The sequence below is a fragment of the Pseudomonas sp. R3.Fl genome (assembly GCF_023516765.1).
Classification (GTDB): Bacteria; Pseudomonadota; Gammaproteobacteria; order Pseudomonadales; family Pseudomonadaceae; genus Pseudomonas; species Pseudomonas citronellolis.
Window position 1 is genome coordinate 3,964,305 of the sequence record NZ_JAMGSO010000001.1, and the last position, 26,923, is coordinate 3,991,227.

At 67.7% G+C, this 26,923-nt stretch carries 26 protein-coding genes; 13 read left to right on the plus strand and 13 right to left on the minus strand.

The features are described 5' to 3' along the window. The first annotated feature begins 5 nt into the window (after positions 1-5). Positions 6-887 carry an ABC transporter permease subunit gene (locus tag M8R19_RS17490; RefSeq protein WP_173427895.1) on the plus strand — a complete coding sequence of 294 codons (882 nt, stop codon included), beginning with the start codon at positions 6-8 and terminating at the stop codon, positions 885-887. Continuing rightward, the gene (locus M8R19_RS17495) at positions 884-1,756 is read left to right on the plus strand and encodes an ABC transporter permease subunit (RefSeq protein ID WP_074980345.1); all 873 of its coding nucleotides are present in this window, start codon (positions 884-886) and stop codon (positions 1,754-1,756) included. The genes M8R19_RS17490 and M8R19_RS17495 overlap by 4 nt, the downstream gene beginning before the upstream one ends. 408 nt (positions 1,757-2,164) lie before the next feature. On the opposite strand, the gene M8R19_RS17500 is transcribed toward M8R19_RS17495, so the two are convergent. Beyond that, positions 2,165-4,555: a penicillin acylase family protein gene (locus M8R19_RS17500; RefSeq protein WP_249918440.1), complete on the minus strand. Its 2,391-nt coding sequence runs from the start codon at positions 4,553-4,555 to the stop codon at positions 2,165-2,167. Between the two features lie 106 nt (positions 4,556-4,661). Between M8R19_RS17500 and M8R19_RS17505 the strand changes: the two genes are divergently transcribed. After that, on the plus strand, positions 4,662-5,696 hold the full coding sequence (locus M8R19_RS17505; RefSeq protein ID WP_116425147.1) for an AraC family transcriptional regulator: 1,035 nt from the start codon (positions 4,662-4,664) through the stop codon (positions 5,694-5,696). Between the two features lie 17 nt (positions 5,697-5,713). On the opposite strand, the gene M8R19_RS17510 is transcribed toward M8R19_RS17505, so the two are convergent. Continuing rightward, positions 5,714-6,217, minus strand: a complete 504-nt coding sequence (locus tag M8R19_RS17510) for a hypothetical protein (RefSeq protein WP_064584833.1) — start codon at positions 6,215-6,217, stop codon at positions 5,714-5,716. Between the two features lie 32 nt (positions 6,218-6,249). Continuing rightward, positions 6,250-6,891 (minus strand): DUF6436 domain-containing protein, encoded by a 642-nt coding sequence (locus M8R19_RS17515; RefSeq protein ID WP_074980342.1) that lies wholly within the window; start codon positions 6,889-6,891, stop codon positions 6,250-6,252. Between the two features lie 77 nt (positions 6,892-6,968). Between M8R19_RS17515 and bipL the strand changes: the two genes are divergently transcribed. After that, positions 6,969-7,907: a phospholipase BipL gene (gene bipL / locus M8R19_RS17520; RefSeq protein ID WP_043317445.1), complete on the plus strand. Its 939-nt coding sequence runs from the start codon at positions 6,969-6,971 to the stop codon at positions 7,905-7,907. On the opposite strand, the gene M8R19_RS17525 is transcribed toward bipL, so the two are convergent. Then, complete coding sequence (locus M8R19_RS17525; protein WP_043268232.1) at positions 7,904-8,635, minus strand: DUF2059 domain-containing protein; 732 nt, start codon at positions 8,633-8,635, stop codon at positions 7,904-7,906. The two genes, bipL and M8R19_RS17525, sit on opposite strands and share 4 nt — an antisense overlap. A gap of 98 nt (positions 8,636-8,733) precedes the next feature. Between M8R19_RS17525 and M8R19_RS17530 the strand changes: the two genes are divergently transcribed. Beyond that, entirely contained in the window at positions 8,734-9,357 is a 624-nt protein-coding gene (locus tag M8R19_RS17530) for a 2OG-Fe(II) oxygenase (RefSeq protein WP_249918441.1), read from the plus strand. 3 nt (positions 9,358-9,360) lie between these two features. Here the strand turns inward: M8R19_RS17530 and M8R19_RS17535 are convergent, their stop codons facing one another. Further along, positions 9,361-9,915 carry a DUF6160 family protein gene (locus tag M8R19_RS17535; RefSeq protein ID WP_116425144.1) on the minus strand — a complete coding sequence of 185 codons (555 nt, stop codon included), beginning with the start codon at positions 9,913-9,915 and terminating at the stop codon, positions 9,361-9,363. Positions 9,916-10,107: 192 nt separating this feature from the next. Here M8R19_RS17535 and M8R19_RS17540 point away from each other — a divergent pair, with 192 nt between their 5' ends. Further along, positions 10,108-10,602 (plus strand): 2-thiouracil desulfurase family protein, encoded by a 495-nt coding sequence (locus M8R19_RS17540; protein WP_249918442.1) that lies wholly within the window; start codon positions 10,108-10,110, stop codon positions 10,600-10,602. 161 nt (positions 10,603-10,763) lie between these two features. After that, entirely contained in the window at positions 10,764-11,201 is a 438-nt protein-coding gene (locus M8R19_RS17545; RefSeq protein WP_043268240.1) for a DUF4399 domain-containing protein, read from the plus strand. A gap of 281 nt (positions 11,202-11,482) precedes the next feature. Here M8R19_RS17545 and serA read toward each other — a convergent pair whose 3' ends face one another. Beyond that, positions 11,483-12,712, minus strand: coding sequence for a phosphoglycerate dehydrogenase (gene serA, locus M8R19_RS17550; RefSeq protein ID WP_009613962.1), 1,230 nt, complete (start codon positions 12,710-12,712; stop codon positions 11,483-11,485). 191 nt (positions 12,713-12,903) lie between these two features. On the opposite strand from serA, the gene M8R19_RS17555 reads away from it, so the two are divergent. The 4 genes from M8R19_RS17555 (at position 12,904) to M8R19_RS17570 (ending at position 16,579) form a co-directional block, all read left to right on the plus strand. Further along, complete coding sequence (locus tag M8R19_RS17555) at positions 12,904-14,298, plus strand: D-2-hydroxyglutarate dehydrogenase (RefSeq protein WP_074980338.1); 1,395 nt, start codon at positions 12,904-12,906, stop codon at positions 14,296-14,298. Between the two features lie 143 nt (positions 14,299-14,441). After that, entirely contained in the window at positions 14,442-15,107 is a 666-nt protein-coding gene (locus M8R19_RS17560) for a fumarylacetoacetate hydrolase family protein (RefSeq protein ID WP_116425143.1), read from the plus strand. A gap of 82 nt (positions 15,108-15,189) precedes the next feature. Next, complete coding sequence (locus M8R19_RS17565; protein WP_249918443.1) at positions 15,190-16,122, plus strand: SdiA-regulated domain-containing protein; 933 nt, start codon at positions 15,190-15,192, stop codon at positions 16,120-16,122. A gap of 82 nt (positions 16,123-16,204) precedes the next feature. After that, positions 16,205-16,579, plus strand: coding sequence for a NirD/YgiW/YdeI family stress tolerance protein (locus M8R19_RS17570; RefSeq protein ID WP_249918444.1), 375 nt, complete (start codon positions 16,205-16,207; stop codon positions 16,577-16,579). 360 nt (positions 16,580-16,939) lie between these two features. Here the strand turns inward: M8R19_RS17570 and M8R19_RS17575 are convergent, their stop codons facing one another. From M8R19_RS17575 to M8R19_RS17605, 7 genes are all read right to left on the minus strand, one after another. Further along, the gene (locus M8R19_RS17575; protein ID WP_043268250.1) at positions 16,940-17,971 is read right to left on the minus strand and encodes a histone deacetylase family protein; all 1,032 of its coding nucleotides are present in this window, start codon (positions 17,969-17,971) and stop codon (positions 16,940-16,942) included. 48 nt (positions 17,972-18,019) lie between these two features. After that, positions 18,020-19,384, minus strand: coding sequence for an APC family permease (locus tag M8R19_RS17580; protein ID WP_249920192.1), 1,365 nt, complete (start codon positions 19,382-19,384; stop codon positions 18,020-18,022). Between the two features lie 430 nt (positions 19,385-19,814). Next, positions 19,815-20,867: an ABC transporter substrate-binding protein gene (locus M8R19_RS17585; protein ID WP_249918445.1), complete on the minus strand. Its 1,053-nt coding sequence runs from the start codon at positions 20,865-20,867 to the stop codon at positions 19,815-19,817. Positions 20,868-20,907: 40 nt separating this feature from the next. Continuing rightward, on the minus strand, positions 20,908-21,696 hold the full coding sequence (locus M8R19_RS17590; protein ID WP_116425138.1) for an ABC transporter permease: 789 nt from the start codon (positions 21,694-21,696) through the stop codon (positions 20,908-20,910). Beyond that, entirely contained in the window at positions 21,693-22,607 is a 915-nt protein-coding gene (locus M8R19_RS17595; RefSeq protein ID WP_074980333.1) for an ABC transporter permease, read from the minus strand. The genes M8R19_RS17590 and M8R19_RS17595 overlap by 4 nt, the downstream gene beginning before the upstream one ends. Beyond that, positions 22,604-23,653 (minus strand): ABC transporter ATP-binding protein, encoded by a 1,050-nt coding sequence (locus M8R19_RS17600; RefSeq protein WP_249918446.1) that lies wholly within the window; start codon positions 23,651-23,653, stop codon positions 22,604-22,606. The genes M8R19_RS17595 and M8R19_RS17600 overlap by 4 nt, the downstream gene beginning before the upstream one ends. Positions 23,654-24,049: 396 nt before the next feature. Beyond that, positions 24,050-25,066, minus strand: a complete 1,017-nt coding sequence (locus M8R19_RS17605; RefSeq protein ID WP_043268257.1) for an AraC family transcriptional regulator — start codon at positions 25,064-25,066, stop codon at positions 24,050-24,052. 140 nt (positions 25,067-25,206) lie between these two features. Here M8R19_RS17605 and M8R19_RS17610 point away from each other — a divergent pair, with 140 nt between their 5' ends. Both M8R19_RS17610 and M8R19_RS17615 read left to right on the plus strand, forming a co-directional pair. After that, the gene (locus M8R19_RS17610; RefSeq protein ID WP_064584824.1) at positions 25,207-26,139 is read left to right on the plus strand and encodes an SdiA-regulated domain-containing protein; all 933 of its coding nucleotides are present in this window, start codon (positions 25,207-25,209) and stop codon (positions 26,137-26,139) included. Between the two features lie 50 nt (positions 26,140-26,189). Further along, entirely contained in the window at positions 26,190-26,918 is a 729-nt protein-coding gene (locus tag M8R19_RS17615) for a CatB-related O-acetyltransferase (RefSeq protein WP_061563066.1), read from the plus strand. The last annotated feature ends 5 nt before the right edge of the window (positions 26,919-26,923 follow it).

Here is a 26,923-nt window from a genome sequence, read left to right on the forward strand (position 1 = left end):
AGCGCCTGCCGCGTGGCCGGCACGCCGTGATCGGTGTGCCGTTCATCTGGCTGTTCCTGTTCTTCCTGCTGCCCTTCGCCATCGTGCTGAAGATCAGCCTGGCGGCAGCGGACGTGGCCATTCCGCCGTACACCGAAGTGTTCCAGTACGCCGACCAGACCCTGCAACTGGTGCTGAACCTCGGCAACTACCTGATGCTGACGGACGACCCGCTCTACATCGACGCCTACCTGGGCTCGCTGAAGATGGCGGCGATCAGCACCTTCCTGTGCCTGCTGATCGGCTACCCGATGGCCTACGCCATCGCCCGCGCCAGCAAGGAAATGCAGACCGTGCTGCTGCTGCTGATCATGATGCCGACCTGGACGGCGATCCTGATCCGCGTGTACGCCTGGATGGGCATCCTGTCCAACAACGGCCTGCTCAACGGCTTCCTGATGTGGCTGGGGGTGATCAACGAACCGCTGACCATCCTCAACACCAACCTGGCGGTGTACATCGGTATCGTCTACTCGTACCTGCCGTTCATGGTGATGCCGCTGTACGCCAACCTGGTGAAGCACGACATGAGCCTGCTGGAGGCCGCTTCCGACCTGGGTGCGCGCAACTTCACCAGCTTCTGGAAGATCACCGTGCCGCTGTCGAAGAACGGCATCATCGCCGGCTGCATGCTGGTGTTCATCCCGGCGGTGGGCGAGTTCGTCATCCCGGAACTGCTCGGCGGCCCCGAGACGCTGATGATCGGCAAGGTGCTGTGGCAGGAGTTCTTCAACAACCGTGACTGGCCGGTGGCGTCCGCCCTGGCGGTGGTCATGCTGGCGATCCTCATCGTGCCCATCATCCTGTTCAACAAGAACCAGGCGAAAGAACTGGAGGGCAAGGTATGAACAAGCGTTGGTCCTTCTCCAACATCATGCTGATCGTCGGCCTGCTGTTCATCTACGTGCCGATGGTCATCCTGGTCATCTACTCGTTCAACGGCTCCAAGCTGGTGACCGTGTGGGGCGGCTGGTCGGTGAAGTGGTACGTCGGCCTGCTGGACAACACCCAGCTGATCAGCTCGGTGTTCCGCTCCCTGGAAATCGCCGTGTACACGGCGGTCTCCTCGGTGATCCTGGGCACCCTGGCGGCCTTCGTGCTGACGCGCATCCCGCGTTTCCGCGGCCGCACGCTGTTCGGCGGCATGGTCACCGCGCCGCTGGTCATGCCCGAGGTGATCACCGGCCTGTCGCTGCTGCTGCTGTTCGTGGCCATGGCCCAGCTGATCGGCTGGCCGCAGGAGCGCGGCATCGTCACCATCTGGATCGCCCACACCAGCTTCTGCTCGTCCTACGTGGCGGTGGTGGTGTCGGCGCGCCTGCGTGAACTGGACCTGTCCATCGAGGAAGCGGCCATGGACCTGGGCGCCAAGCCCTGGAAAGTGTTCCTGCTGATCACCATCCCGATGATCGCGCCTTCGCTGGCGGCCGGCGGCATGATGTCCTTCGCCCTGTCGCTGGACGACCTGGTGCTGGCCAGCTTCGTCTCCGGCCCCGGTTCCACCACCCTGCCGATGGAAGTGTTCTCCGCCGTGCGCCTGGGCGTGAAGCCGGAGATCAACGCGGTGGCCAGCCTGATTCTGCTGACCGTCTCGCTGTTCACCTTCTTCGCCTGGTACTTCACACGCCAGGCCGAGGAGCGTCGCAAGCGTGCCGTCCAGGAGGCCATGGAAGCCACGGCCACCGACTGGCAGAAAGGTTCGCCGGCCACCGTCTGACGTCGTCTTGTCGGCCGGCTGCAGCCGGTGCCTGCGAAAACCATGGGCCACCTTCGGGTGGCCCATGTTTTTGGGGGAGGCGGGCATATGCCGTAGGGCAAGAAGAGTCGGTCTTCTCAGAAGAATCTGACAGCTAATCGCCGCAACTTCCCTGCATTTGCCAACTACTATTCAGTGTGTCCGTTGGCGGTTGCCGGCTATTCCCCGCAGCTTGGTCGGCCTCCGTGATCCCGGGCAATTTGCCAGTGCTTTCCACAGCACCCAGGCGGGAGGTGGCGCCCAATACAACACCCCAATAGTTATCCCTAGGGGGAATAACGCGCCAGGGAGCTTCGGCGCCTCCCGCAGTCCCTTCTCACGGAAACGACGAACCCCGCATCATGCGGGGTTCGTCGTTTCTGGCGCGGCCTAGCGGGCCTGCGGCACCAGCCTGAGCAGTCCGTGGCTGTTGGCGGCGACCTCGTCGGGCGCGAAATGCTCGGCGTGGTAGCGGCCTTCGACGTAGTCCTCGGCCTGGTCCTTGTAGTGCGCATCGAAGAGCACGCCGCTCTGGCCCACCGGGTTGATGCCCAGGGCGTGGGTCGGGTCGGCGAAGTCCACCAGGCGCCGCGTCGAGGGCCCGTAGGTGACGGTCCAGGGCGCCGGGCCGATGGGCGCCGAGAGGTTGTTGGGCACCTCGTGGCCGCCCGGCGCGGCGAAGGGGCCGATGTTGAACAGGCGGTCCAGCGGCTTCTGCATGCCCAGCGGGTGCACGTGGGTGAGGGTGTGCGCCGCGCCCCATTTCCAATTGGCCGGGTCCTGGCCGAAGGTGTCGCGCAGGTGCTTCAGGCTGGCCTGCCAGGCGGCCTTGACGATGTCCGCGCGGCTTTCCTTCTGCGCCGTGGCGCGGTCGTCCCACCAGGGCGAAGCGTCGTCGGCGGCCAGCCGCGGCAGGGCGCTATCTATCGCCCGGGTGTTCAGCAGGGTGTTGAAGAAGGCGTCGCCCATCTCGTCGTGCATGGCGCCGTAGGCCAGCTGGTAGAGGAACTGGCTGAACAGGGTGGCGGCAAGCGAATCCAGCGGGTAGTCGCCCTTCCAGGCCGCCAGCTGCTCCACCAGCGCCTTCTCCTGCTCGCCGGCCGCGGCCTGGCGCAGGCTCGGCAGCAGCGGCGCCAGGGTGCGCGGGCCGTAGTCGGTGCCGGTGTCCAGTTGCAGTGCCTGGCTGTTCTGCAGGTCCCACTTCACCGAGGCGTCGGCCAGGTGCTGGTCCAGGCGCTGGCCGCGGTCGGCCAGGTTGTAGTAGCCGGGCACCGGCCGGCCGTTGGCGGGCACCGGCTGGAAGTTGGCCGAGACGATGTAGCCGCGCGCCGGGTTCTCTTCATGGGGGTTCTCGACGAAGGGGTAGAAGCCGTCCTTGTCCGCCGCGGCGGTGCTGCCGTCGAGGATGAAGTTCGGATCGACGCCGGCCGGGCGCTTCGGCAGTTGCGCCGAGGCCCACCAGGCGATGTCGCCGCGGGCGTTGGCCCAGACCACGTTGAGCCCCGGCGCGTGGATCTGCGCGGCAGCGGCGCGGGCCTTGTCCAGGGTGTCGGCGCGGTCGAGGTGGTAGAAGGCGTCCAGCAGCGGGTTCTCGGTCTGCAGGAAGCCCCACCACATGGCGATGGGCGTCTTGCCCGAGGCGGCGCCCAGGGCGTCGTTGACGATCGGCCCGTGGGGCGAGCTGCGCAGCACCAGCTTGACCGGCGCCTGGCCCTTCACCGCGATGCTCTGCTCCTCGCGCGCGAGGTCCACCCACTGGCCGTGGTACCAGACCTGCTCGGGGTTGGCCGGGTTGGTCTTCTCGGCCACCAGGTCCATGTCGTCGTTCTGGAACATGGTCAGGCTCCAGCCGAAGTCCTTGTTGTGGCCGAGCATGGCGAATGGCACCAGGGCTTGGTGGTGGCCGTAGAGTTCGAAGCCGGGGGCGCTGAGCTGCGCCTCGTACCACACCGAGGGCGCGGCGAAGCGGATGTGCGGGTCGCCCGCCAGCAGTGGCCGGCCACTGCGCGTGCGGCTGCCGGAAACCACCCAGGCGTTGCTGCCCTCATACTGCGGCAGGCCGGCGGCTTCCAGGGCCAGCTGGCTGATCTGCGCCAGGGCGCCGAGGTCCTTCCAGTCGCCGGCGGCCAGCGCGGTGGGGCGCTGCAGCACGCCCTCCGGGTGCCAGGCCAGGTCGAAGGCCTTCAGGTAGTCGGCGCCCAGGTCGTCGCGGATGTAGGTGAGCACCGGCTCGGTGCGCAGGGCCACGGCGAAGCTGTAGGCCAGGTAGCCGGACACGGCGAGGGTGTCCTCCACCGTGAAGGGCCGCTTGGGAATGCCCAGCACGTCGAATTCCAGCGGCTTCGGGTGGCTGGCCTGGTACTGGTTGATGCCGTCCAGGTAAGCCTGCAGGGCTTTCCAGGCCGGCGACTGCTGGTCCTGGCGGGCGGCGTACTCGGTGGCATGGTCGCGCAGGCGCAGGGTGCGGAACAGGCGGTCGGTGTCCACCAGCTTGGGCCCCAGCACCTCGGCCAGCTCGCCCTTGGCCAGGCGGCGCAGCATCTCCATCTGGAACAGCCGGTCCTGGGCGTGCACGTAGCCCAGGGCGCGGTACAGGTCGCTTTCGTTCTGCGCACGGATGTGCGGCACGCCACGCTCGTCGTAGCGCACCTCGACCTCGGCCTGCAGGCCGGGCAGCCCGGCCAGGCCGTCGCGGGTCGGCTGCTTGCCATGCAGGTACCAGGCGCCCCCGGCGGCAGCGGCCGCCACCAGCACGGCAAGAACGGTCAACGTACGTTTCATGTAGCGGCTCTCCTTGTTGTTCTGGGCGGATTCTGCGCATTCGCGCCGGGCGCTTTCATTGACCAAACGCGCGCAAGCTGAAAGTCTTTGGTCAAAAGGAGGCCACATGTCCCTCTCCAGCGCGCCACTCACCCATTCGGCCACCCTGCGCCGCCTGCTCTACGAGGCGCTTACCAACCTGGGGTTGGAGCCGGCGCGCATCTACCGCCAGGCGCTGCGGCGCGTGCGCCTGGCGCCGGTGAGCGCCGACGGCCGCCTGCTGCACGACGAGGTGCCGCTGTTCTGGGCGGCGCTGCCGGAGCTGAGCGGTGACGTGGACATCGGCCTGCACCTGGCCGAGGCGATGAAGCCGCGCCTGCTCGATGTGGTCGGCTATCTGCTGCTGGCCAGCCGCGACCTGGAGCAGGCGCTGCACAGCTTCCTGCGCTTCCAGCACATCCTCTCCGGCGGCCTGGCCGCGCAGTTGCGCGAGGAGGGCGAGCAGGCGCGGCTGGTCCTCGACATCCACTACCGCGACTGCCCGCCGCTGCGCCAGCAGATGGAATGCCTGCTGCTGCTGTTCATCAAGTTGCTGAAGGCGGTCAGCGACGACGAGTTCGCCTGTTCCGCCATCGAGTTCCGCCATGCCGCGCCACGGCGCCTGGCCGAGCACCGCCGGCTGTTCGGGCTGACGCCGCGGTTCGCCTGCGCACACGACGCCCTGCTGTTCCCGCGCGCCCTGCTGCGGCGCCCGTCGCGCACGGCCAACGCCGCCTTGCACGGCGTGCTCACCCGCTATGCGGAGGAAGAACTGCAGCGCCTGCAGGAGAACGACCTGCTCAACCGCCTGCGCTACCTGCTGGCCCACCGCCTGGGCCGCGAACCCTGCACCCTGCAGGCCTGCGCCGAGCTGCTGGGCCTGCCGGCCAGCGCCTTGCAGCGCAGCCTGGCCGGGCAGGGCAGCGGCTTTCGCGAACTGCACGAGGAAGTGCGCCGCCAGCGCGCCACCGAGCTGCTGGCCGAAGGCGTGGCCATCCGCGAAGTGGCGCGAACCTGCGGTTTCGCCGAGCTGTCGCCGTTCTATCGCGCCTTCCGGCGCTGGTTCGGGGTGCCGCCGGAGGTGTACCGGCGGCGTTTGCAGGAGATGGCGCAGGCGCACTGAGGCGTCCCGCGCCGGGCTCATTCGGCCAGCGGGATCTCGCTGGCCATGTCCAGCAGGGCCATGGCGTCGAGCTGCGTCTCGATCTGCAGGAAGCGCATGGCGCGGGTCGGCGAGACGGCCTTGGCCATGCGCGCGATGTAGCGGTTGCGCAGGTCCAGGCGCAGCTGCTGGAGCTTCTCGGCGCGCTTGAGCAGGGCGCTGGCGTCTTTGTCGGAGACCTTGCCGGTGTTGTAGGACTTGGCGTAGTCGAGGATCAGCGCCAGGTGCTGCTTGCTCAGCTTCTCGGCCTCGCTGCGGTAGGTGTTGTAGATCGGCCAGAATGCCTCGCCTTCCTTGCCGGTGAGGTTCATGTTGGCTTCGACGATGCGTTTGCGCTTGTAGTCGATGTCGGCCAGGCGGTTGTCGATCTCCGCCTTGTGCTCGGACATTACCTGGTCGGGGCTGGGCGCCTGGTCGTCGGCGCTGGCCAGCAGCGGCAGGCTGAGCAGGGCGCACAGGGCGAGGGTGGGGCGTAGCGGCATGGGAGGCTCCTTGGTAGTCGCGCGCCGGCCCTTCATGGGCCGGCTCCGGCTAGTGTAGATGCTGGCGCCCGGCTGTCTGCCCGCCAGGGGCAATAGCAGCCCTGGGCGAGGCTCTGGGTGGACTGCACCGGGCGGCCGTCGATCAGCGCCTGCAGCACCGGTTCGATGAAGCTGTTGGCCGAGCTGCACACCGCGCCCTCGCTGTAGGGGCCGAAATAGGCCAGGCGGCCCTGGCGGTCCCAGATGGCCACCGCCGGGCTCGCCGGCAGCGCCTCGGCGCCAGGCGGCGTGGCCAATGGCCGCAGGGCCTGCAGGGTGGCGGGCAACTGGCCGTGGCTGCCGGGCTTCTGCACGGCGAAGAACTGCACGCCAAGCGGGGCGAAGCGCGCCAGCAACTCGGCGAGGTGCTGCTGGTTGCCGACGTTGCACGGGCAGGCCGGGTCCCAGAAATGCACCAGGCGGATGGCGCCGGGGCCGGCCAGTTCGGCCGGCAGCTGCAGGCCGGCGCCGCTGAACAGCGTCGGCTGGGCGTCGAAGGGGCGGATGTAGCGCTGCTGGAACCATTGGTAGGCGCCCAGCAGCATGGCGGCGAGCAGCGCGGCGAGGCAGGCGAGGATGAGCGTGCGGCGGGCAGGCATGGCGAATCCCGGTAAGATAGCCCTCAAGAGTGCCATGCCGTCGCTTGTGGCAGAACCGCCCGGATGCCGCCGGGCGCTCGTCCCAGCGTCACCGGAAACCGCGGAAAACCCCGATGCCAGAAGCCTTCCAGCCCGATCTGCTGCGCCAGCGCCTGCGACCCCTGACCGCAGCCGAACGCGACGCCCAGGTCCTCGCCTACCAGTCCTTCTACGGGCTCGACCTGGCGGCCCGCTACCCGGGCCTGGAAAGCCGCCTGGGCTACTTCGAGTGCGCCGGCTACCGCATCGCCGCGCAGCTGTGGCGCCCGCCCCTGGCCCGCGGCAGCCTGCTGCTGCTGCACGGCTACTACGACCACATGGGGCTCTATGGCCACGTCATCGACTGGGCGCTGGACCTGGGCCTGGCGGTGATCGCCTGCGACCTGCCGGGCCACGGCCTGTCCAACGGCGCGGCGGCCAGCATCAACGACTTCGCCGAGTACCAGGCGGTGCTTGCCGGCCTGCTGGACGCGGCGGCGCAGCTGGACCTGCCGCAGCCCTGGCACCTTTTCGGGCAGAGCACCGGCGGCGCCATCCTGCTGGACTACCTGCTCACCGGCGCGCCGCGCCCGGAGCTGGGCCACACTCTGCTGCTGGCGCCGCTGGTGCGGCCGCGCGCCTGGGGTTGGTCGAAGCTCAGCTACCAGCTGCTGCGGCCCTTCGTCGACTCCATTCCGCGCAAGTTCACCGACAACTCCAACGACGCCGGCTTCCTCGCCTTCCTCCGCGATCGCGACCCGCTGCAGCCGCGCATCCTGCCCACCGCCTGGGTGGGCGCGCTGGCGCGCTGGATTCCGCACATCGAGGGCGCGCCGCCCAGCGCGCGCAACCTGCTGGTGGTGCAGGGCGACGCCGACGAGACGGTGGACTGGCGCTACAACCTGAGGGTGCTGGAGGAGAAGTTCGAGCGCATCGAGTGCCTGCTGCTCACCGGCGCGCGGCACCACCTGGCCAACGAGAGCGAGGCGCTGCGCCGGCGCTACTTCGACTTCCTCGGCGAGCGCCTGAGCTAGTTCGAGGGGGCGGAGGCCAGCCCGGCCTTCACCGCGGCCAGGGCCGCCTGGTAGTAGGCCTGGCCGGCGGGCGACTCGGCGAAGTCGGCGAACTGCTGCAGCTCGGCGTCGGAGAGCCCGCGGTAGACGTACAGCAGAGTGTTGTCGAGGTCGGCGCCGATCTGCTGCACGACGTTCTGCCGCTGCCCTTCGAGCAGCCCCTGGCCCTGGCCGAGCAGGCCGGGGAGCATCTGGCTGAGGCTGTCGGCGGCCACGCTGGCCAGCGCCATGCTGACCTCGGCGCCGGCCTCGCTGGCCGGCAGGGCCCGGCTCAGGCGCTGAGCGAGCTGCTGGCGCTGCGGCGTGGCCTGCTGGCGCGGCAGGCCGTTGGCGTACTGGGCGAGCTGGTCGCTGCGGGTGGCGAGGGTTTCCGCGGCGGCGATCTTGCGCCCCAGGGGCGATTCGAAGAAGGCCAGCGCCGGGCCGCTGTCCGCCAGGTTCCGGCGCAGGCCGGCCAGCGCCCGGGCGTCGATCTGCGCCGGGGCGAAGCGCTGGTCGCTGTTGTTCACCAGGGCCTGGTACAGCGCCGGCGGCAGGTTGGCCTGGTAGCGCTTCTGCGCGGCGTGCAGGGCATCGTTGAAGTGCGCGCGTTGTTCCGGCCAGCCGGCGGCCTGGTAGAGGCGCTGATAATCGTCGGCCAGTACGGGTAGGCCCAGCATCAGCAGGGCAAGGGCAAGCAGTGCACGCAAATCGGGTCCTCCTGGCGGCAGTGGCCATCCGCCGCGGCTATTGTCGGCAAGCCCGGCCCCGCTTGTCGAGGCGCTTGTCGCCGGCGTTACAATAGCGCATGAACCCGCACGCCGATTCCTCCCCCCTGCAAAACGCCGTCGACGACCTGGCCGAACGCGGCTGGTCGCTGCAACGCGACTTCCTGCCCGCGGACCTGATCGCCGCCCTGGCCGCGGAGTGCCGCAACCGCGCTGCTGCCGGCGAGCTGGCCTCGGCCTCGGTGGGGCGCGGCGCCGGCCAGGCGGTGCGCGAGGGCATCCGTGGCGACCGCATCCAGTGGCTGGAACCGGGGCAGGCCGAGGCCTGCGACCGCTACCTGGAGCTGATGGATGAACTGCGCGTGGCGCTCAACCGCGCGCTGTTCCTGGGCCTGGAAGATTTCGAGTGCCACTTCGCCCTGTACCCGCCGGGCGCCTTCTACCAGAAACACCTGGACCGCTTCCGCGACGATGACCGGCGCTGCGTGTCGGCGGTGCTCTACCTCAACGACGATTGGCTACCCGAGCACGCCGGCGAACTGCGCTTGTATTTCGCCGACGGCAGCCACGACGATGTGCCGCCGCTGGGCGGCAGCCTGGTGCTGTTCCTCTCCGGCGAATTCCCCCACGAGGTGCTGCCGGCTCACCGCGAGCGCCTGTCGCTGACCGGCTGGTTCCGCCGCCGCGGCGATGCCTCGCTCTAGGGCTCAGTGGCCCCAAACTCGGATGGTGCCGCTGATGTCCTGGATGTCGCGCACCTCCAGGCTGCCCAGGCGGCTTTCACCGACGTAGAGGTCGCCGGCCACGCGAACGCGGATGGTCTGCGCCGGCAGGCCGCCGTCATTGAGCTGCTTGTTGATGGTGGTCAGGTCCGGCAGGGTCAGCGCCAGCTGCTGCTGGCCGTTGCTGCCCTGGACCACGTCGACCTGCAGGGTAGGCAGCTCGACGCCGAAGATCGGCAGGCTCAGGCCCAGCTGCGCCGCGCCCAGGGGCAGCGCGCCGCCGCGGCCATCCGGGCAGACGGCGGCGCTGGTGCAGCCGTTGTCGATCTTCAGGTTACGCAGCGAGACGCTGCCGCCGTCGTCGACCCAGGCGGCCTTGCCGATGCTGGCCATGACGTCGGCGCGGATGCTCAGGCCCTCCTGGCCAGTGATGCGGCCGAGGTTTTCGTTGTCCAGCGGTTCGAGCGCGGCCTGGCTGGCGCCGGCGGCGCACAGCAGCAGGCCGCCGATCAGGTGCGGCAGGCTGAGAGGCTTGAGCATGGTGGCGGTTCCCTCGCGGTGGGCGATATGGCGAGGCAGTCTGCGCGCGATGCGCCAGGCCCGCCATGCCGGCGCGGCAGTTCCAGCCGAAGGATGGGCCCGACCATCGGAGGGTGGCCGCCATCGGTTGCCAGGTGACCGGGTCCGATGCGCGGGCTAGTCTGTTGCGATCGAAAAGGGAGTGTTTCGCCCATGCAGAAGATTCTCGTCAGCCGCTGCCTGCTGGGCCACCGGGTGCGCTACGACGGTGGCAGCCACGGCCCCTTCGACCTGCTGGAACGCTGGCAGGCCCAGGGCCGGGTGGTCGCGCTGTGCCCGGAAGTGGCCGGCGGCCTGCCCACGCCGCGCGCGCCGGCGGAGATTCCCGGCGGCCGCGGCGCCCTGGTGCTGGAAGGCCGGGCGCCGGTGGTGACGGTGGATGGCGCGGACGTCACCCGCGCCTTCGTCCGCGGCGCCGAACAGGCCATGGCGCTGGTCGACCGCCACGGCATCCGCCTGGCCATCCTCAAGGCGCGCAGTCCCTCCTGCGGCAACCGCGAGAACTACGACGGCAGCTTCTCCGGCCTGCGCGTGCCCGGCGAGGGCGTCACCGCGGCGGCGCTCAAGCGCATGGGCGTGCTGGTGTTCAGCGAGGAGGAGCTGGACGCCGCGGCGGTCTGCCTGGCCGGCCTGGAAGCCGGCGGCTGAGTTCGTTGTGATAGCCTGCGGGGCTCGGCGTAGAGCCTTCCGACAGCCCTTGTAGCACTCTTTCCCTTGAGCCGTCGGCGTGGCGACCTATGCTGAAGAGTCCCGCCGGAGGTTCGCTGCAGCGTGCCGGGCCTCCCCATCCCGCTCATAAGGAGAACTCCATGAAGCTCACGTTGCCTTGCCTCGGCCTCGCCGGCCTGCTGCTCGCCGCCTCCACCGCCGCGCTGGCGGCCGGCATGCCGCGTACCCCGGCGCCCGAGGGGGCCAAGGTGTATTTCATCGAACCGAAGGACGGCGCCACCGTCGGCCAGACCTTCACCGTCAAGTTCGGCCTGGAAGGCATGGGCGTGGCCCCGGCTGGCGTCGACTCGCCCAGCACCGGGCACCACCACCTGCTGGTGGACCTCAAGGAGCAGCCGGCCATGGACATGCCGCTGCCGATGACCGACAACATCCGCCACTTCGGCAAGGGCCAGACGGAAACCAAGATCACCCTGCCGCCGGGCAAGCACACCCTGCAGCTGCTGCTGGGCGACAAGAACCACGTGCCCTTCGAGCCGAACGTGGAATCCAAGCAGATCACCGTCAACGTGAAGTGATGGTTGGCTCTAGGGCCGGCAAGATCGGGCTGATATGTCCGTAGGAGCGGATTTATCCGCGATGCTCTTGAGCAGCGGATAACCTATCGCGGACGGAGTCCGGCAATGCACCACGTAGGATGGGTTGAGCGAAGCGATACCCATCACCGTCCCGCATGGGTTTCGCAAGCTCAACCCATCCTACGAAAAGCGCCTTGGCATAGCCTGTAAGGCCATTGCTCCTGCCGCAGAAACGAAAAAAGGAGGCCGAAGCCTCCTTTTTTCTTGCTGCCGAGCGGTCCTTAGAACAGGACGCGGCTGCGGATGGTGCCGTTGACGTGCTGCAGCTTCTCCAGCGCCAGGTCCGAGTACTCGGCGTCGACGTCGATCACCACGTAGCCGACCTTCTCGTTGGTCTGCAGGTACTGGCCGGAGATGTTGATGCCGTTGTCGGCGAACACCTTGTTGATCTCGCTCATCACGCCCGGGATGTTGGCGTGGATGTGCAGCAGGCGGTGCTTGCCCGGGTGCGACGGCAGGGCGACTTCGGGGAAGTTGACCGAGGACACCGAGGTGCCGTTGTCGCTGTACTTGACCAGCTTCTCGGCCACTTCCAGGCCGATGTTGGCCTGGGCCTCGGCGGTGGAGCCGCCGATGTGCGGGGTCAGGATCACGCGGTCCAGGCCACGCAGCGGGCTTTCGAACTCTTCGTCGTTGGACTTGGGCTCGACCGGGAACACGTCGATGGCGGCGCCGATCAGGTGCTCGTCCTTGATGGCGTTGGCCAGGTGGTCCAGCTCGACCACGGTGCCGCGCGCGGCGTTGATCAGGATGCCGCCCTTCTTCATGGCGCGGATTTCCTTCTCGCCGATCATCCACTGGGTGGACGGCAGTTCCGGCACGTGCAGCGAGACGATGTCGCACAGGCCCAGCAGCTCGTGCAGCGAGCCGATCTGCTGCGCGTTGCCCAGCGGCAGCTTGGTCACCACGTCGTAGAAGAACACCTGCATGCCCAGGGCTTCGGCCAGGACCGAGAGCTGGGTGCCGATGGAGCCGTAGCCAACGATGCCCAGCTTCTTGCCGCGGATCTCGAAGGAGTTGGCCGCCGACTTGATCCAGCCGCCGCGGTGGCAGGAGGCGTTCTTCTCCGGGATGCCGCGCAGCAGCAGGATGGCTTCGGCCAGCACCAGCTCGGCGACCGAGCGGGTGTTGGAGTAGGGCGCGTTGAACACCGCGATGCCGCGTTCGCGGGCGGCGTTCAGGTTGACCTGGTTGGTGCCGATGCAGAAGCAGCCCACCGCGATCAGCTTCTTGGCGCAGTCGAAGACTTCCTCGGTGAGCTGGGTGCGGGAGCGAATGCCGATGAAGTGGGCGTCGGCGATCTTTTCCTTCAGCTCGTCGCCGGACAGCGCGGTCTTGAGGTACTCGATGTTGGTGTAGCCGGCGGCCTTGAGGGTATCAACGGCATTCTGGTGCACGCCTTCCAGGAGAAGGAATTTGATCTTGCTCTTGTCGAGAGAAGTCTTGCTCATCTGCTTGAACCTGTAGTCCCGGGATAATGGCTAGAAAATGAACAGCTCTGGCCGAACCGGCCGGTGCCGCAGCTCGGCGCCAGGTGGCGAACTGCGTGGGGTGCGTATGCTAGCATGTTCTCCCTTTTCCTTGTCCGGTTGCGACCTGAGCTGTTCTCAGGACGACCATGAACCATTTGAGAGTTCCCTCGATGACCCGCGAAGCCCTGATCGAATCGCTCAAGCCCCTGCTGGAGCCCGGCAAGCTGCTGACCGATGCCGATTCCCTGGATGCCTATGGCAAGGACTGGACCAAGCACTTCGCCCCGGCGCCGCTGGCCATCGCCTTCCCCAAGAGCATCGAGCAGGTGCAGGCCGTGGTGCGCTGGGCCAACGAGCACAAGGTCGGCCTGGTGCCTTCGGGCGGCCGTACCGGGCTCTCCGCCGCCGCCGTCGCCGCCAACGGCGAGGTGGTGGTGTCGTTCGACTACATGAACAGGATCCTCGACTTCAACGCCTTCGACCGCACCGTGGTGTGCCAGCCGGGCGTGGTGACCAAGCAGCTGCAGCTGTTCGCCGAGGAGCAGGGCCTGTACTACCCGGTGGACTTCGCTTCCTCCGGTTCCAGCCAGATTGGCGGCAACATCGGCACCAATGCCGGCGGGATCAAGGTGATTCGCTACGGCATGACGCGCAACTGGGTGGCCGGCATGAAGGTGGTCACCGGCAAGGGCGACCTGCTGGAGCTGAACAAGGACCTGATCAAGAACGCCACCGGCTACGACCTGCGCCAGCTGTTCATCGGCGCCGAAGGCACCCTGGGCTTCGTGGTCGAGGCCACCATGCGCCTGGAGCGCACGCCGAAGAACCTCACCGCGATGGTCCTCGGCACCCCCGACTTCGACTCGATCATGCCGGTGCTGCACGCCTTCCAGAGCAAGCTCGACCTGACCGCCTTCGAATTCTTCTCCGACAAGGCCCTGGCCAAGGTCCTGGCCCGCGGCGACGTGCCGCCGGCCTTCGAGACCGACTGCCCGTTCTACGCCCTGCTGGAGTTCGAGGCCAGCACCGAGGAAGTGGCCAACGAAGCCCTGGCCACCTTCGAGCACTGCGTCGAGCAGGGCTGGGTGCTGGATGGCGTGATGAGCCAGAGCGAGCAGCAGCTGCAGAACCTGTGGAAGCTGCGCGAGTACATCTCCGAGACCATCTCGCACTGGACGCCGTACAAGAACGACATCTCGGTCACCGTCAGCAAGGTCCCGGCCTTCCTCAAGGACATCGACGCCATCGTCGAAGCCAACTACCCGGACTTCGAAGTGGTCTGGTTCGGCCACATCGGCGACGGCAACCTGCACCTGAACATCTTGAAGCCCGAAAACCTGTCCAAGGACGAGTTCTTCGCCAAGTGCGCCACGGTCAACAAGTGGGTGTTCGAGACCGTGGAGAAGTACAACGGCTCCATCTCCGCCGAGCACGGCGTGGGCATGACCAAGCGCGACTACCTGGGTTACTCTCGCTCCGAAGCCGAGATCGGCTACATGAAGGCGGTCAAGGCGGTGTTCGATCCCAACGGGATCATGAACCCCGGCAAGATCTTCGCCGAGTAAGCCAGTCATCCCAGAAGGGCCGGTTCACCGGCCCTTCTCATGTTCGGGGCCGACGGAACGGCCGGCAGCGCCCGCGGGAGGCGGGCACCGCGCAGCGCCACGAGCGCCGCGGGGCATCCCATTCATCCGTCCAGGAGTCGGTCATGAGTTACCAGCATCAGTACGTCGACGGCACCCGCATCCACTTCCCGCTGGGCAAGGTGGTCTGCGTCGGGCGCAACTACGCCGAGCACGCCAAGGAGCTGAACAACCCGGTGCCCACCGAGCCGCTGCTGTTCATCAAGCCCGGCTCCTGCACCGTGCCGGCCGAGGGCGGCTTCGCCATCCCCGAGGGTCGTGGCGACGTGCACTACGAAGCGGAGATCGCCGTGCTGATCGGCAAACCGCTGTCGCGCACGCCCAGCCGCGAGGAAGTGCTGGACGCCATTTCCGGCTACGCCCCGGCGCTGGACCTGACCCTGCGCGACGTGCAGGCCAAGCTCAAGGAAAAGGGCCTGCCCTGGGAGCTGGCCAAGTCCTTCGACGGCGCCTTCGTGCTGGCGCCCTTCGTCAGCGCCGACCGCTTCCCCGACCCGGCCGACATCGGCATCCGCCTGAGCATCGATGGCGAAGTGCGCCAGGACGGCAACAGCCGCGACATGCTCAACCCCATCGTGCCGCTGATCCAGCACATCTGCGGGCACTTCTCGCTGCAACCGGGCGACGTGGTCTCCACCGGTACGCCGGTGGGCGTCGGCCCGCTCAAGCGCGGCAGCGAGCTGGTGCTGGAACTTCCCGGCGCCAGCCGGTTCGAAAGCCGCGTCCTCTGAGCCGCACCCCGCCAAAGGCCGCCGTTCGCGCGGCCTTCGCTTTCTGCGGGGCGTTCCCAATCCAGACAACAAGAACTCCCCGATGACCCAGGTCCGATCCTCCCGTCTTCTGCGCTGGCTGTTGCTGGCCTTGCTCTTCGCCGCCGTGGTGCTGGTGGTACTGGCCAAGCTGTTCCACTGGGACGACCGCGCCCGCCTGTGGTGGCAGGAAGAGAACACCAGCGCGCAGGCGCGCGCCGACAGCGTCTGGCTGCCCGGCTACCGCGCGGTGATCCAGGGCAAGGCGCTCAAGGGCGGCCTGGAAGGCCAGGAAACCTCCGACCTGGCCTACAACCCGGTGACCCGCACGTTGTTCACCGTGACCGGCAAGAAGCCGCTGCTCGGCGAGCTGTCGCTGGACGGCGAGGTGCTGCGGGTGATCCCGCTGCTCGGTCTGGCGAACCCCGAAGGCGTGGCGGTGCTGCCCAACGGCAACGTCGCGGTGACCGACGAGCGGCAGAACTCCCTGACCATCTTCCACGTCGACCCGCAGACCCACGAGCTGAGCACCGCCAAGCTGGCCAGCTTCGACCTGGGCAACCTCGGCGAAAAGAGCAACAAGGGCTTCGAGGGCATCGCCTGGGACCCGGCGCAGAAACGCCTGCTGCTGGGCCGCGAGCGCGACCCCATGACTCTCTTCAGCTGGGCCAGCGACGGCAGCCCGGGCCTGACCGGCAGCATGCGGCCGCTGCCCAGCGAACAGCTGTACATGCGCAACGTCTCGGCGCTCAGCGTCGACCCGCGCACCGGCCACACCCTGGTGCTGTCGGCGGAGTCGCACCTGCTGCTGGAGCTGGACGAGAACGGCGAGCCGGTCAGTTTCATCAGCCTGCTCGGCGGACTCAACGGCCTGCATGACAAGATCCCGCGCGCCGAGGGCGTGGCCATCGACGAGCAGGGCACCATCTACATGGTCAGCGAGCCGGAACTGTTCTACGTATTCCGCAAGCTCAAGGACGATGGCAAGGGCGGTTAAGCCTGGATTAAGGGCGGATTCAGGCTGGTTTCAGGCTGTTTGGCTAATCTGATTTCAACGAAAACAGCCAGGAGGCTACTTCATGAAATCCATTCGTCTTCCCTTGATCGCCGCCATCGCCCTGTTCTCCGGCGCCACCTTCGCCGCCGGCTACACCGGCCCGGGCAGCGACGCCGCCAAACCCGCGGCGACCGGCCCGGTGAACACCGTGAAAGCCGCCCAGGCCGCCGCCGACGACACCCCGGCCGTGCTGGAAGGCGTGATCACCAAGCGCCTGCACGGCGAGCACTACGAGTTCAAGGACGCCACCGGCAGCATGCAGGTGGAGATCGACCACGAGGACTGGCCGCAGGGCGTGGATGTTTCCGACAAGACCAAGGTGCGCCTGACCGGCGAGGTCGACCATGACCGCAAGGGCGTGGAGATCGATGTGGATCGGGTGGACGTCCTGCAGTAACGAGATGCATATGAAAAGGCCGCGCCGGGAGTGATCCTGGCGCGGCTTTTTTGCATTCGGCTTTTCGTAGGAGCGAGCTTGCTCGCGAACCGCGTCTCCCGGCGGCTCCGCTCCCTCTCCCCAGCCCTCGACTGCGCGCCCCGCCCTGAAGGGAGAGGGGGCTTGTCCGTGTCGAGAGAAGGTGTGGTTTCATCCTGATGCCCGCGGAGTGGCCGGCTAGCGCCGAAACATCAGCGCACTCCGAACGGTCCCCTCTCCCTTCAGGGAGAGGGTTAGGGAGAGGGCGCTCTCAAGCTGCACACCGAACTCATCCGGCAGAACTCCCTTCGCGAGCAAGCTCGCTCCTACAGGGAATGGCGCTCAACCGACACTCTCAAACCCCTGCAACACATTCACCGCATTGACCCCGATCTCCTCCACCGCATACCCCCCCTCCATGACGAACAACGTCGGCAGCCCCAGCTTCCCGATGGCCTCGCCCATGCGCAGGTAATCCGGCGAGTCCAGCTTGAACTGCGAAATCGGATCCTCCTTGAAGGTATCCACCCCCAGGGAAACCACCAGCACATCCGGCCCGTACGCCGCGATCTGGCGGATCGCCGCCTGCAGCGCCAGGCTCCACACCGACCAGTCGCTGCCCGAGGCCAGCGGGTAGTTGAAGTTGAAGCCTTCGCCCACGCCCCGGCCCTTTTCGTCGGCGTAGCCGAGGAAGTAGGGGTACTCGAAGCGCGGGTCGCCGTGGATCGAGGTGAAGAGCACGTCGGCGCGGTCGTAGAAGATGTCCTGGGTGCCGTTGCCGTGGTGGTAGTCCACGTCGAGGATGGCCACCCGCGCCGCGCCCTGGTCGAGGATGGCCTGGGTGGCGATGGCGGCGTTGTTGAAGAAGCAGTAGCCGCCCATGTAGTCGGCCGAGGCGTGGTGGCCCGGCGGGCGGCACAGGCTGAACACCGAGCGGGCGCCCTTGGCCAGTTCGGCCTGGCCGGTCAGGGCCACGTTCGCCGAGCTGGTGATGGCCTGCCAGGTGCCGGCGGTGATCGGCGCGCCGGCGTCGAAGCTGTAGTAGCCCAGGCGCCCGTCGATGCTGTCGGGCTCCTTCTGCAGCAGGCGGCGGGTCGGCCAGGCGATGGGCAGCATGTCGTGGGTTCTGCCGGTGGCCAGCCAGTCGCGCCAGGCGTGCTGGAGGAAGTTGACGAAACCCTCGGTGTGGATGCGCCGGATCGGCTCCAGGCCGAAGTCGCGCGGGGCCTGGATCTCGCCCAGGCCCACCGCCTTGACGCGGTCCAGGACCATGTCGGCGCGGCTGGGCTTCTCGAAGCAGGGGGTGAACTGGCCGCCGATCAGCTCATGCTGGCCGTGGTGCAAGCGATGGTCGTCGGTGTAGATCGTCAACATCATGCACTCCTGGGGGCGCCCGGCGGCGCCCGGTGGGTCCGTGGGGTATCAGGCGTTTTCCTCGAAGCTCACGCTCGGCGCCTTGCGGCGGAAGCCGCCGGTGTGCAGCGCCAGGTAGACGAAGCCGACGGCGAACCAGCTCAGGCCGACGATCAGCGTCAGCTGCGACAGGCTGGTCCACAGCCAGAGGGTCAGGCACAGGCCGATGAAGGGCACCAGGCCGTAGCGCAGCAGGTCGGCCGGCGCGCGGCGTCCTTCGACGCCCAGGTAGGTGCGGATCACCGCCAGGTTGACCACCGAGAAGGCCACCAGGGCGCCGAAGCTGATCATCGAGGCCAGGGTGGTCAGGTCCAGCACCAGGGCCAGCAGGGATATGGCCGAGACCACCAGGATCGCCACCACCGGCGTCTGGAAGCGCGCGTGCAGGGTGCCGAACAGGCTGCGCGGGAGGATGCCGTCGCGGCCCATGGTGAACAGGATGCGCGACACCGAGGCCTGGGAGGCCAGCGCCGAGCCGATGCAGCCGGCGATGTAGGCGGCGGTGAAGAAGTTGCCGAGGAACTGGCCGCCGGCCTTGAGCATCACCTCGTTGGCCGCCGAGTCGGCGTTCTCGAACACGCTGCCGGGGAACACCAGTTGGCTGATGATCGCCAGCAGGGTGAACATCAGGCCGGCCAGCACCGTGGTGATGATGATCGCCCGCGGGATGTCGCGGCGCGCGTCACGGGTTTCCTCGGCCATGGTGGAGACCGCGTCGAAGCCCAGGAATGACAGGCACAGCACCGCGGCGCCGGCCATCAGCGGGGCGAAGCCGGGCTTGCTGCCGTCGCCGATGAAGGGCGCGGCCAGGTCCAGGGCCGGGGCGCCGGCCAGGCTCTTCAGCGACATGCCGACGAACACCACGATGAACACCAGCTGGGCGCCGACGATGGCGTTGCTCATGCCGGCCACCTGGCTGATGCCCACCACGTTGAGCACGGTGACCAGGGCGATGGAGGCGACCACGAAGACCCAGGCGGGAATCTCCGGGAAGGCGATGTTCATGAACAGGCCGATGAGCAGGTAGTTGATCATCGGCAGGAACAGGTAGTCGAGCAGCAGCGACCAGCCGGACAGGAAGCCCACCGCCGGGCCGAAGCTCAGGCTGGTGTAGGAATAGGCGGAGCCGGCGATCGGGTACTTGCGCACCATGAAGCTGTAGGAGGCGGCGGTGAACAGCATCGCCAGCAGGGTGATCAGGTAGGCGCTGGCGGTGCGTCCGCCGGTCATCTCGGTGACCACGCCGTAGGTGGTGAACATGGTCAGCGGGACCATGTAGACCAGGCCGAAGAAGACCAGGGCGGGCAGCCCCAGGATGCGTTTGAGGCGGGCGTACGCCTGGGCTTGGGGGGCGTTGCCGGTGCTGGCGCTCATGCGGGCGCCTTGTTCGATGGCCATCGATGTTTCCTCGCGAATTCTTGTCGTTGTTGCGCTGGCGCGGGGCGCCGCTGGCGGCCGCGCGGAGGGAGCGGGGCGGTCAGCCGCAGCGCTGCCGGCGGGCGTAACGGGCGAGGAAGGGGTGGGCGCGGTGACGGCCGCGAACCGGGGTGGAGCAAGGGCTGGTCATGAGCGTTCTCGGGGCATTGTTCTTGTGGATGCTCGCTGGCGGCGCTCCCTGGATACCGGCGCGGCGCGTGCTGCGGCGGTGATCGCGGCCCTGGCGGCCATTCCCTGGGCGAGTACCCGGACTTTAGGCCGCCGCGCCGCCCCGCAGAACCCTGTAAAGGGTCAAAAAGGGATCGAAGTGGCCAGATTGACTGTCAGGCCCGGCGGCGGGCGCCCGTCCCGCCGCAGGCCCGGCCGGTCATTTCTTCAGCTTGGTCCAGACCTTGGCGCGCAACGACAGGGACTTCGGCGAGCACAGCTGGAAGGGCTTCAGGCGGTCGATCTTGTCTTCCGGGGTGTTGATCGCCGGGTCGTCGAACAGCTCCTTGTCCATGAACTTCTCGGAACCGGTGATGGCGTTGTTGTACTTGGCGAAGTTGGAGGCGGCGGCGATGTTCTCCGGCTGCATCATCCAGTTGAGGAAGACGTGGGCTTCCTTGATGTTGGTGGCGTCCTTGGGAATGGCCAGGTTATCGATGAACAGCCGCACGCCTTCCTTCGGATAGACGTAGACCAGGCTGGCGCGCTGGGCGTGGGCGCGGTGGAAGGCACCGTTCCACTGCTGGTGCATGTACACCTCGCCGGCGGCCATGCGCTCGATGGTGCCGTCGCTGTTGTACATGGCCAGCAGCGGCTTCTGCTTGAGCAGCAGGTCGAGGACCTTCTCGGCCTCCTTCGGGTCCTCGGTGCACTCGTTCACGCCGAGGTAGTAGGTGGCCGGGGCCCACAGCTCCTCGATGGAGTTGAGCGCCACCACCTTGCCCTTGAACGCCTCCGGCGGCTCGAAGAACGGCTTCCAGCTCTCGTCGAACTTGCCGCCCGGGGCCTTGGCGCTGTCGTAGCTGTAGCCGGTGCTGCCCCACAGGTAGGGCACGGTGTAGTCGTGGCCGGGGTCGTAGCTGAGTGTCTTGAACTTGTCCTTGAGGTTGGCCAGGTTCGGCAGCTGCGACTTGTCCAGCTTCTGCAGCAGGCCTTCCTTGACGAAGATTTCGATGAAGCTGTCCGAGGGCACCACCACGTCGTAGGCGCCGCCACCGGCCTTGAGCTTGGCCAGCAGCGTCTCGTTGCTGTCGTAGGAGTCGAGGGTGGCGTGGATGCCGGTGTCCTTCTCGAACTTCTTCAGCAGCTCCGGCGGGAAGTAGTCCGACCAGTTGGCGAAGTGCAGCGTGCCGTCGGCGTGGGCCTGGCCGGCCAGGGTCAGGCCCGCCAGGGCGGCGGCCTTGAGGGCCAGGGGAAGGCGGCGGATGGTCATCGGTGAAGCTCCTGTGCGAATGGTTTTTATCGGGAGGCAGTCAACGCCGGCGCTGGCCGACGTAGTACGACAACGCAACGAACGCGATGGAAATCAGCAGGATGATCGACGAGATCGCGTTGATCTTCGGCGATATCCCCATTCTTATGGAACTGAAGATGTACACCGGCAGGGTGGTGGCCCCGGCGCCGGCGACGAAGTAGGTGATGACGAAGTCGTCCATCGAGATGATGAACGCCAGCATCGCCCCGGAGAGGATGCCGGGCATCAGCAGTGGGCAGGTCACCTTCCAGAAGGCCTTCCACGGCGAGGCGTAGAGGTCCGCCGCGGCTTCGGCCAGGCGCGGGTCCATGCCCTCCAGGCGGGCGCGGATCGGCAGGTAGGCGAAGGGGATGCAGAACACCACGTGGGCGATGAGGATGGTGAACAGCGACAGCTTCAGGCCGATGAAGGCGAAGAACATCAGCGTGGCCACCGCCACCACGATTTCCGGCACCAGCAGCGGCAGGCCGAGCACGCCGTTCATCAGGCTCTGCCCGCGGAAGGCGCGGCCGCGCATGCCCAGCGCCGCCAGGGTGGCGAGCAGGGTGGCGAAGATTGTGGCCAGGCTTGCGACTATCAGCGAGTTCTTCGCCGCGCGGACGATCTCCGGGTCGTTGGCCACCACCGCGTACCACTTGAAGCTGAAGCTTTCCCAGAGCGTTGCCGACTGGCCGCTGTTGAAGCTCAGCACCACCAGCACCAGGATCGGCACGTAGAGGAAGGCGAAGAACAGCCAGGCGGCCGGGCGCACGCCGGCGAAGCGCCACAGCGGGTTCAGCGAATTCATGGGTGACCTCCGGCGGCGCCCTGCCTGAAGCGCATGCTGTAGACCAGCATGGCGGCGAGGACGAAGGCGAGCAGGGCGAAGGACAGCGCCGCGCCGAACGGCCAGTTGTGCGCCGTGCCGAACTGCAGCTGGATCAGGTTGCCGATCATCAGCGACTTACCGCCGCCGAGCAGCTCGGGAATGATGTAGTTGCCCAGCGAGGGGATGAACACCAGGATGCAGCCGGCGACGATGCCGGGCATCGCCAGCGGGATGATGATCCGCTTGAGCGCCTTCCAGCGGTTGGCGCCGAGGTCGAAGGCGGCCTCCACCAGGCGCCAGTCCATCTTCTCCAGGCTGGTGTAGATGGGCAGCACCATGAACGGCAGGTAGGTGTAGAGCAGGCCGATGATCACTGCGTTGTCGGTGTAGAGCAGGCCGATGGCGGCGTCGCTGAAGCCCAGCTTGTGCAGGCCCTCGTCGATCAGGCCGCCGTTGCGCAGCAGCAGGATCCAGGCGTAAACGCGCACCAGCAGGTTGGTCCAGAACGGCACCGTGACCAGGAACAGCAGCATGTTGCGCCGGCGCTCGTCCTGCAGCGCCAGGTACAGCGCGGTGGGGAAGCCGATCAGCAGGCAGCCGGCGGTGGTCAGGATGGACAGCCAGAAGGAGCGCTGGAAGATGCCCAGGTAGTCGGTGTTGAACACCAGGGCGTCGTCCAGGTCGCGTTCCCAGAGGAAGTTGATGTACGCCTCCAGGGTGTGCTGGCCCCATTTCACGCCGCCGTAGTCGCCGGGCGCCTGGACGGACACGGCGAACATGATGCCCAGCGGCAGCACCAGGAACACCAGCAGCACCAGCATGGCCGGGGTGGTCAGCGCCAGCCGGGCGCGCAGGCTCTTGCGCTCGGCTTGCAGGCGCAGCGTGCTCATTCGGCCAGCACCCGGATGGCGTCGCCGGGCACCCGCACGCGCACCCGCGCGCCGGGCTCGTGGGCGCCGGCCGCGCCCTGGCGGTTCTGCTGGCGCACGCGGAAGCCGGGGGCGCCTGCGACCTTCAGGTGGTAGACGGTGTCGGTGCCGACGTAGACCACGGTTTCCACCACGCCTTCCAATTCGCCGTCCTGGGCCAGCTCGGTACGTTCCGGGCGGATCGCCAGGGTCACCTTGCCCGGCAGCGTGGTGGCGGCGGTCAGGCGCTGGCCATCGGCGAGGACCACGCCGTCGCCGTTGACCTCGGCCTCGAGGAAGTTGGTCTCGCCGATGAAGTCGGCCACCCAGCGGTTGGCCGGGGCGTCGTAGATTTCGGTGGGGGTGCCGATCTGCAGGACCTGGCCCTTGTTCATCACCGCGATGCGGTCGGACATGGTCAGGGCTTCTTCCTGGTCGTGGGTGACGAAGATGAAGGTGATGCCGGTCTCGTGCTGCAGGCGCTTGAGTTCGATCTGCATTTCCTTGCGCAGCTTCAGGTCCAGCGCCGAGAGCGATTCGTCCAGCAGCAGCACCTTGGGCCTGCTGGCCAGCGCGCGGGCCAGGGCGATGCGCTGCTGCTGGCCGCCGGAGAGCTGGTCGGCGCGCCGCGAGCCGACGTCGGGCAGGCGCACCAGTTCGAGCATGGCCTTCACCGTGGCCTCGGTCTCGGCCTTGGGCTTGCCCTGCATCTCCAGGCCGAAGGCGATGTTCTGCGCCACGGTCATGTGCGGGAACAGGGCGTAGCTCTGGAACACGGTGTTGACCGGGCGGCGGAATGGCGGGAGGCCCTGCATGGGCTCGCCGTAGAGGCGGATGCTGCCGGAGGTGGGTTGTTCGAAGCCGGCGATGAGCCGCAGGAGGGTGGTCTTGCCGCAGCCCGAGGGGCCGAGGAGGGTGAAGAATTCGTTGGCGCGGATGTCCAGGGACACGTCGTCCAGGGCCTTGAGGCCTTGGCCGGGGGTACCGAATTCCATGCCGATTCGCTCGATGGCAATCGCGCTGGTCATGCTTCAATACCATGCAGTTAAGCAGTTGTTATTGTTTGCGGTTTTACGGCTCTGGCGGCCGCTTCACCTAGCTGCGGCTTGATAATGGCCCTCCTTTTCGCAGCGGCAGAACGATAGAACAGGCCAATAAGGGATAAATCAGGCCAAGTTGAAGGGCCGTTTTCACCAGCCTGGCCGGCTCTTCGCAGGAGCGGGCTTGCTCGCGATAGCCGGAGGTTCCGGCGCGTTTCGCGGATGGGATCCGCTCCTACGATGCGCCCACCGTCGACCCCTCCTGTAGGAGCGGGCCCTGCCCGCGATTTCGCGCGCAGGGCGCGCTCCTACAAGGAGCACGGGTGTTGAGGATGGTGTAGGAGCGGATCTCATCCGCGATCCGGCCGCCAGGCCGGCTCGGGCTCAACCGCGATACAGACTCGGGCTCGCCCCGCTCCAGCGCTGGAAGGCATGGCGGAAGCTGGCCGTCTCGCTGTAGCCGAGCCGTTCGGCGATCAGGTAGATGGGCAGGTCGGTGTCCTTGAGCAGTTGCCGGGCCTTGTCGTAGCGCACTTCGTCCAGCACCTGCTGGTAACTGGTGTTGTGCTGCTGCAGGTGCCGGCGCAGGGTGCGGCTGGAGCGGTGCAGGTGGCGCGCCACCTCGTCCAGGCCGCGGGCTTCCTGCAGGTGGTTGGCGAGGTGGCGGCGGATCAGTTCGAGGATGTCGTCGCGCCCGCTCATGGCCGCGCTCAGGCGCTGGCATTGCTGCAGGCCGTTGTGGCAGCTGACCGGGTCGGCCAGCGGCAGCGCGCGGTCGAGCAGCGCCGGGCCCAGGCACAGGGCGCTGGTGGCGGCGCCGAACTCCACCGGGCAGCCCAGGCGCTCGGTGTAGGTGCTGGCATGCAGCGGCGGGCGGTAGGCCAGCAGCAGGCGCCGCGGGCGCACCGATTCGCCGAGCAGGTCGCGCACCACGGTGAGCAGCGAGGTCAGGCACAGCTCGGTGTTGAACACCGTCAGCTCCGGCGCGTAGCGGTAGCCCTCGGCGCTCAGCCAGACCTCGTCGCCGTGGTCCTGCAGGGCCAGGCGGAAGTAGGTGCCGAGCAGGTCGGGGTGGGCCAGGGCCAGTTGCAGGGCGTCGCGCAGGGTGCGGCTGGCCAGCATGCTGTAGCCGAGCATGCCGTAGGCCGAAACGTGCATGCGCAGGCCCAGGTAGAGGCCCAGGGCCGGATCCTGGTAGCAGCTCAGTGCATTGGCGAATACCCGCAGTTCCTGGGCATGGCTGACGAATTTCTCCGGCGTCAGCAGGTCCGCCTCGGCGATGCCGCTGCCCTCCAGCAGCCGGCCGCGGGGGATGCCGGCCTGGCTCAGCACCTCGGTGGCCAGCACCACGGTGTGCAGGGTGGTCAGGGTACGCTGCTCGGGAAGCTGGACGGCGCTCATCGGAACTCCTTGCGGGGCGGCGAGGACACGGGATTACGCTAGCCTGACTTTAGCCTCGAGGAATTTTCCTGCACGGGGATTAAGCCTGGCTTCAGCGGCCTTGTGCTATTACGGCGTGCCCCCATCGACATGGACCTGCGATGTTCCGTTTCCTCACCTTGCGCCGCTGCCTGGCGGCGCTGCTGATCCTCCTGCTGCTCGCCCTGGCCTGGCTCGGCCAGCAGTTCCGCGTCTACGAGCGCGCCTGGTTCGCCGTGCGCGAATGGCACCATGCGGAAAACTGGCGTGAGCGCTCGATCTGGCTGCCCGACTACCGCGTCGAGATCGAGGCGCAGCCCATCGAGGGCCTGGACGACGACGTCTCGGCGCTGACCTACGATCCCGAGCGGCGCAGCCTGTTCACCGTCACCAACCAGCCGGCGCAGATCGTCGAGCTGTCCCTGGACGGCAAGGTGCTGCGCAAGATCACCCTGCACGATTTCGGCGACACCGAGGCCATCGAATACATCGGCCCCGGCCTCTACGTGCTCAGCGACGAGCGCCGCCAGCGCCTGTTCAAGGTGCGCCTGGACAACGGCACCCGCGAGCTGGATGCCGAACAGGCGCAACAACTGTCCCTGGGCCTGGGGCCGATGGGCAACAAGGGCTTCGAGGGGCTGGCCTACGACTCGGTCGGCCAGCGCCTGTTCGTCGCCAAGGAACGCGACCCGGTGCGCATCTACGAGGTCCACGGCTTCCCCCACACGCAGCCCGACAAGCCCTTCGCCGTGCACGTGCTGGACGACCTCAAGCGCGACCGCCGGCTGTTCGTCCGCGACCTTTCCAGCCTGCAGTACGACGAGGGCAGCGGCCACCTGCTGGCGCTGTCGGACGAGTCGCGCCTGGTGCTGGAACTGGACGTCGATGGCGAGCCCATCAGCAGCCTGTCGCTGCTGCGCGGCATGCAGGGGCTCAAGCGCAGCGTGCCGCAGGCCGAGGGCCTGGCCATGGACGAGGCGGGCACGCTGTACCTGGTCAGCGAGCCCAACCTGTTCTACGTGTTCCGCAAGGCGCCGGGCGTGGAGTCCGAGTAACAAAAGGCTTACATTGTCGCCCCACCTGTTGTCCCGCCCCTGGAGCGACCTTGAACATCATCCGCGAAGCCCTGATCAACCGCCGCCTGAACAAGGCGCTGAGCGAACACGGCTGCCGCCTGGCCGGCGGGATCAAGTCGCTGCGCGACGGCGCGCGCCTGACCCTGGAGCCGGGGGTGAAGCTGGGCAAGGCGAAGATCTACTCGCGCGAGCTGGAGATAGGCGCGCACACCGATGCCGTCAGCGGCTGCGAGTTCCTCGACGTGGCGCGGATCGGCCGCTACTGCTCGATCGCCACCGGCGTGGTGATCGGCCAGGGGCGCCACTCCCACCCCGTCGACTGGCTGACCACGCACAACTTCCCGGTCAACCCCAAGCTGGTTCGCCGGCCCCTGGTGCGCGAAGCGCCGTGGCGGCCGGCCTCGCTAGGGCATGACGTGTGGATCGGCCGCGACGTGCTGATCCTCGACGGCGTTAACGTGGGCACCGGGGCCGTGATTGGCGCGCAATCCCTGGTGAATGCCGACGTGCCGCCCTACGCGATCGTGGCCGGGACGCCGGCGCGGGTGATCCGCTACCGCTTCCCGCCGGAAGTGATCGAGCGCCTGCTGGCCAGCCGCTGGTGGGAACTGCCGCTGGAAGTGCTGGGGGAGTTGCCGCTGGACGATCCCGAGGCCTGCCTGGCGCAGCTGGAGCGCCAAGCGCCGCCCGCCGCGCCACGGCCGCGGCGCCTGCGGATCGACTCCAAGCCCTGGGGCGTGGCGCTGCTGGCCGACTGAGGCGG

Excerpts from the sequence above, each read along its gene's own strand:
- M8R19_RS17495 (WP_074980345.1), top strand. The coding sequence starts at position 884 with ATGAACAAGCGTTGGTCCTTCTCCAACATCATGCTGATCGTCGGCCTG.
- M8R19_RS17500 (WP_249918440.1), bottom strand. The coding sequence starts at position 4,555 with ATGAAACGTACGTTGACCGTTCTTGCCGTGCTGGTGGCGGCCGCTGCC.
- M8R19_RS17505 (WP_116425147.1), top strand. The coding sequence starts at position 4,662 with ATGTCCCTCTCCAGCGCGCCACTCACCCATTCGGCCACCCTGCGCCGC.
- M8R19_RS17510 (WP_064584833.1), bottom strand. The coding sequence starts at position 6,217 with ATGCCGCTACGCCCCACCCTCGCCCTGTGCGCCCTGCTCAGCCTGCCG.
- M8R19_RS17515 (WP_074980342.1), bottom strand. The coding sequence starts at position 6,891 with ATGGCACTCTTGAGGGCTATCTTACCGGGATTCGCCATGCCTGCCCGC.
- bipL (WP_043317445.1), top strand. The coding sequence starts at position 6,969 with ATGCCAGAAGCCTTCCAGCCCGATCTGCTGCGCCAGCGCCTGCGACCC.
- M8R19_RS17530 (WP_249918441.1), top strand. The coding sequence starts at position 8,734 with ATGAACCCGCACGCCGATTCCTCCCCCCTGCAAAACGCCGTCGACGAC.
- M8R19_RS17535 (WP_116425144.1), bottom strand. The coding sequence starts at position 9,915 with ATGCTCAAGCCTCTCAGCCTGCCGCACCTGATCGGCGGCCTGCTGCTG.
- M8R19_RS17540 (WP_249918442.1), top strand. The coding sequence starts at position 10,108 with ATGCAGAAGATTCTCGTCAGCCGCTGCCTGCTGGGCCACCGGGTGCGC.
- M8R19_RS17545 (WP_043268240.1), top strand. The coding sequence starts at position 10,764 with ATGAAGCTCACGTTGCCTTGCCTCGGCCTCGCCGGCCTGCTGCTCGCC.
- serA (WP_009613962.1), bottom strand. The coding sequence starts at position 12,712 with ATGAGCAAGACTTCTCTCGACAAGAGCAAGATCAAATTCCTTCTCCTG.
- M8R19_RS17555 (WP_074980338.1), top strand. The coding sequence starts at position 12,904 with ATGACCCGCGAAGCCCTGATCGAATCGCTCAAGCCCCTGCTGGAGCCC.
- M8R19_RS17560 (WP_116425143.1), top strand. The coding sequence starts at position 14,442 with ATGAGTTACCAGCATCAGTACGTCGACGGCACCCGCATCCACTTCCCG.
- M8R19_RS17565 (WP_249918443.1), top strand. The coding sequence starts at position 15,190 with ATGACCCAGGTCCGATCCTCCCGTCTTCTGCGCTGGCTGTTGCTGGCC.
- M8R19_RS17570 (WP_249918444.1), top strand. The coding sequence starts at position 16,205 with ATGAAATCCATTCGTCTTCCCTTGATCGCCGCCATCGCCCTGTTCTCC.
- M8R19_RS17575 (WP_043268250.1), bottom strand. The coding sequence starts at position 17,971 with ATGTTGACGATCTACACCGACGACCATCGCTTGCACCACGGCCAGCAT.
- M8R19_RS17580 (WP_249920192.1), bottom strand. The coding sequence starts at position 19,384 with ATGAGCGCCAGCACCGGCAACGCCCCCCAAGCCCAGGCGTACGCCCGC.
- M8R19_RS17585 (WP_249918445.1), bottom strand. The coding sequence starts at position 20,867 with ATGACCATCCGCCGCCTTCCCCTGGCCCTCAAGGCCGCCGCCCTGGCG.
- M8R19_RS17590 (WP_116425138.1), bottom strand. The coding sequence starts at position 21,696 with ATGAATTCGCTGAACCCGCTGTGGCGCTTCGCCGGCGTGCGCCCGGCC.
- M8R19_RS17595 (WP_074980333.1), bottom strand. The coding sequence starts at position 22,607 with ATGAGCACGCTGCGCCTGCAAGCCGAGCGCAAGAGCCTGCGCGCCCGG.
- M8R19_RS17600 (WP_249918446.1), bottom strand. The coding sequence starts at position 23,653 with ATGACCAGCGCGATTGCCATCGAGCGAATCGGCATGGAATTCGGTACC.
- M8R19_RS17605 (WP_043268257.1), bottom strand. The coding sequence starts at position 25,066 with ATGAGCGCCGTCCAGCTTCCCGAGCAGCGTACCCTGACCACCCTGCAC.
- M8R19_RS17610 (WP_064584824.1), top strand. The coding sequence starts at position 25,207 with ATGTTCCGTTTCCTCACCTTGCGCCGCTGCCTGGCGGCGCTGCTGATC.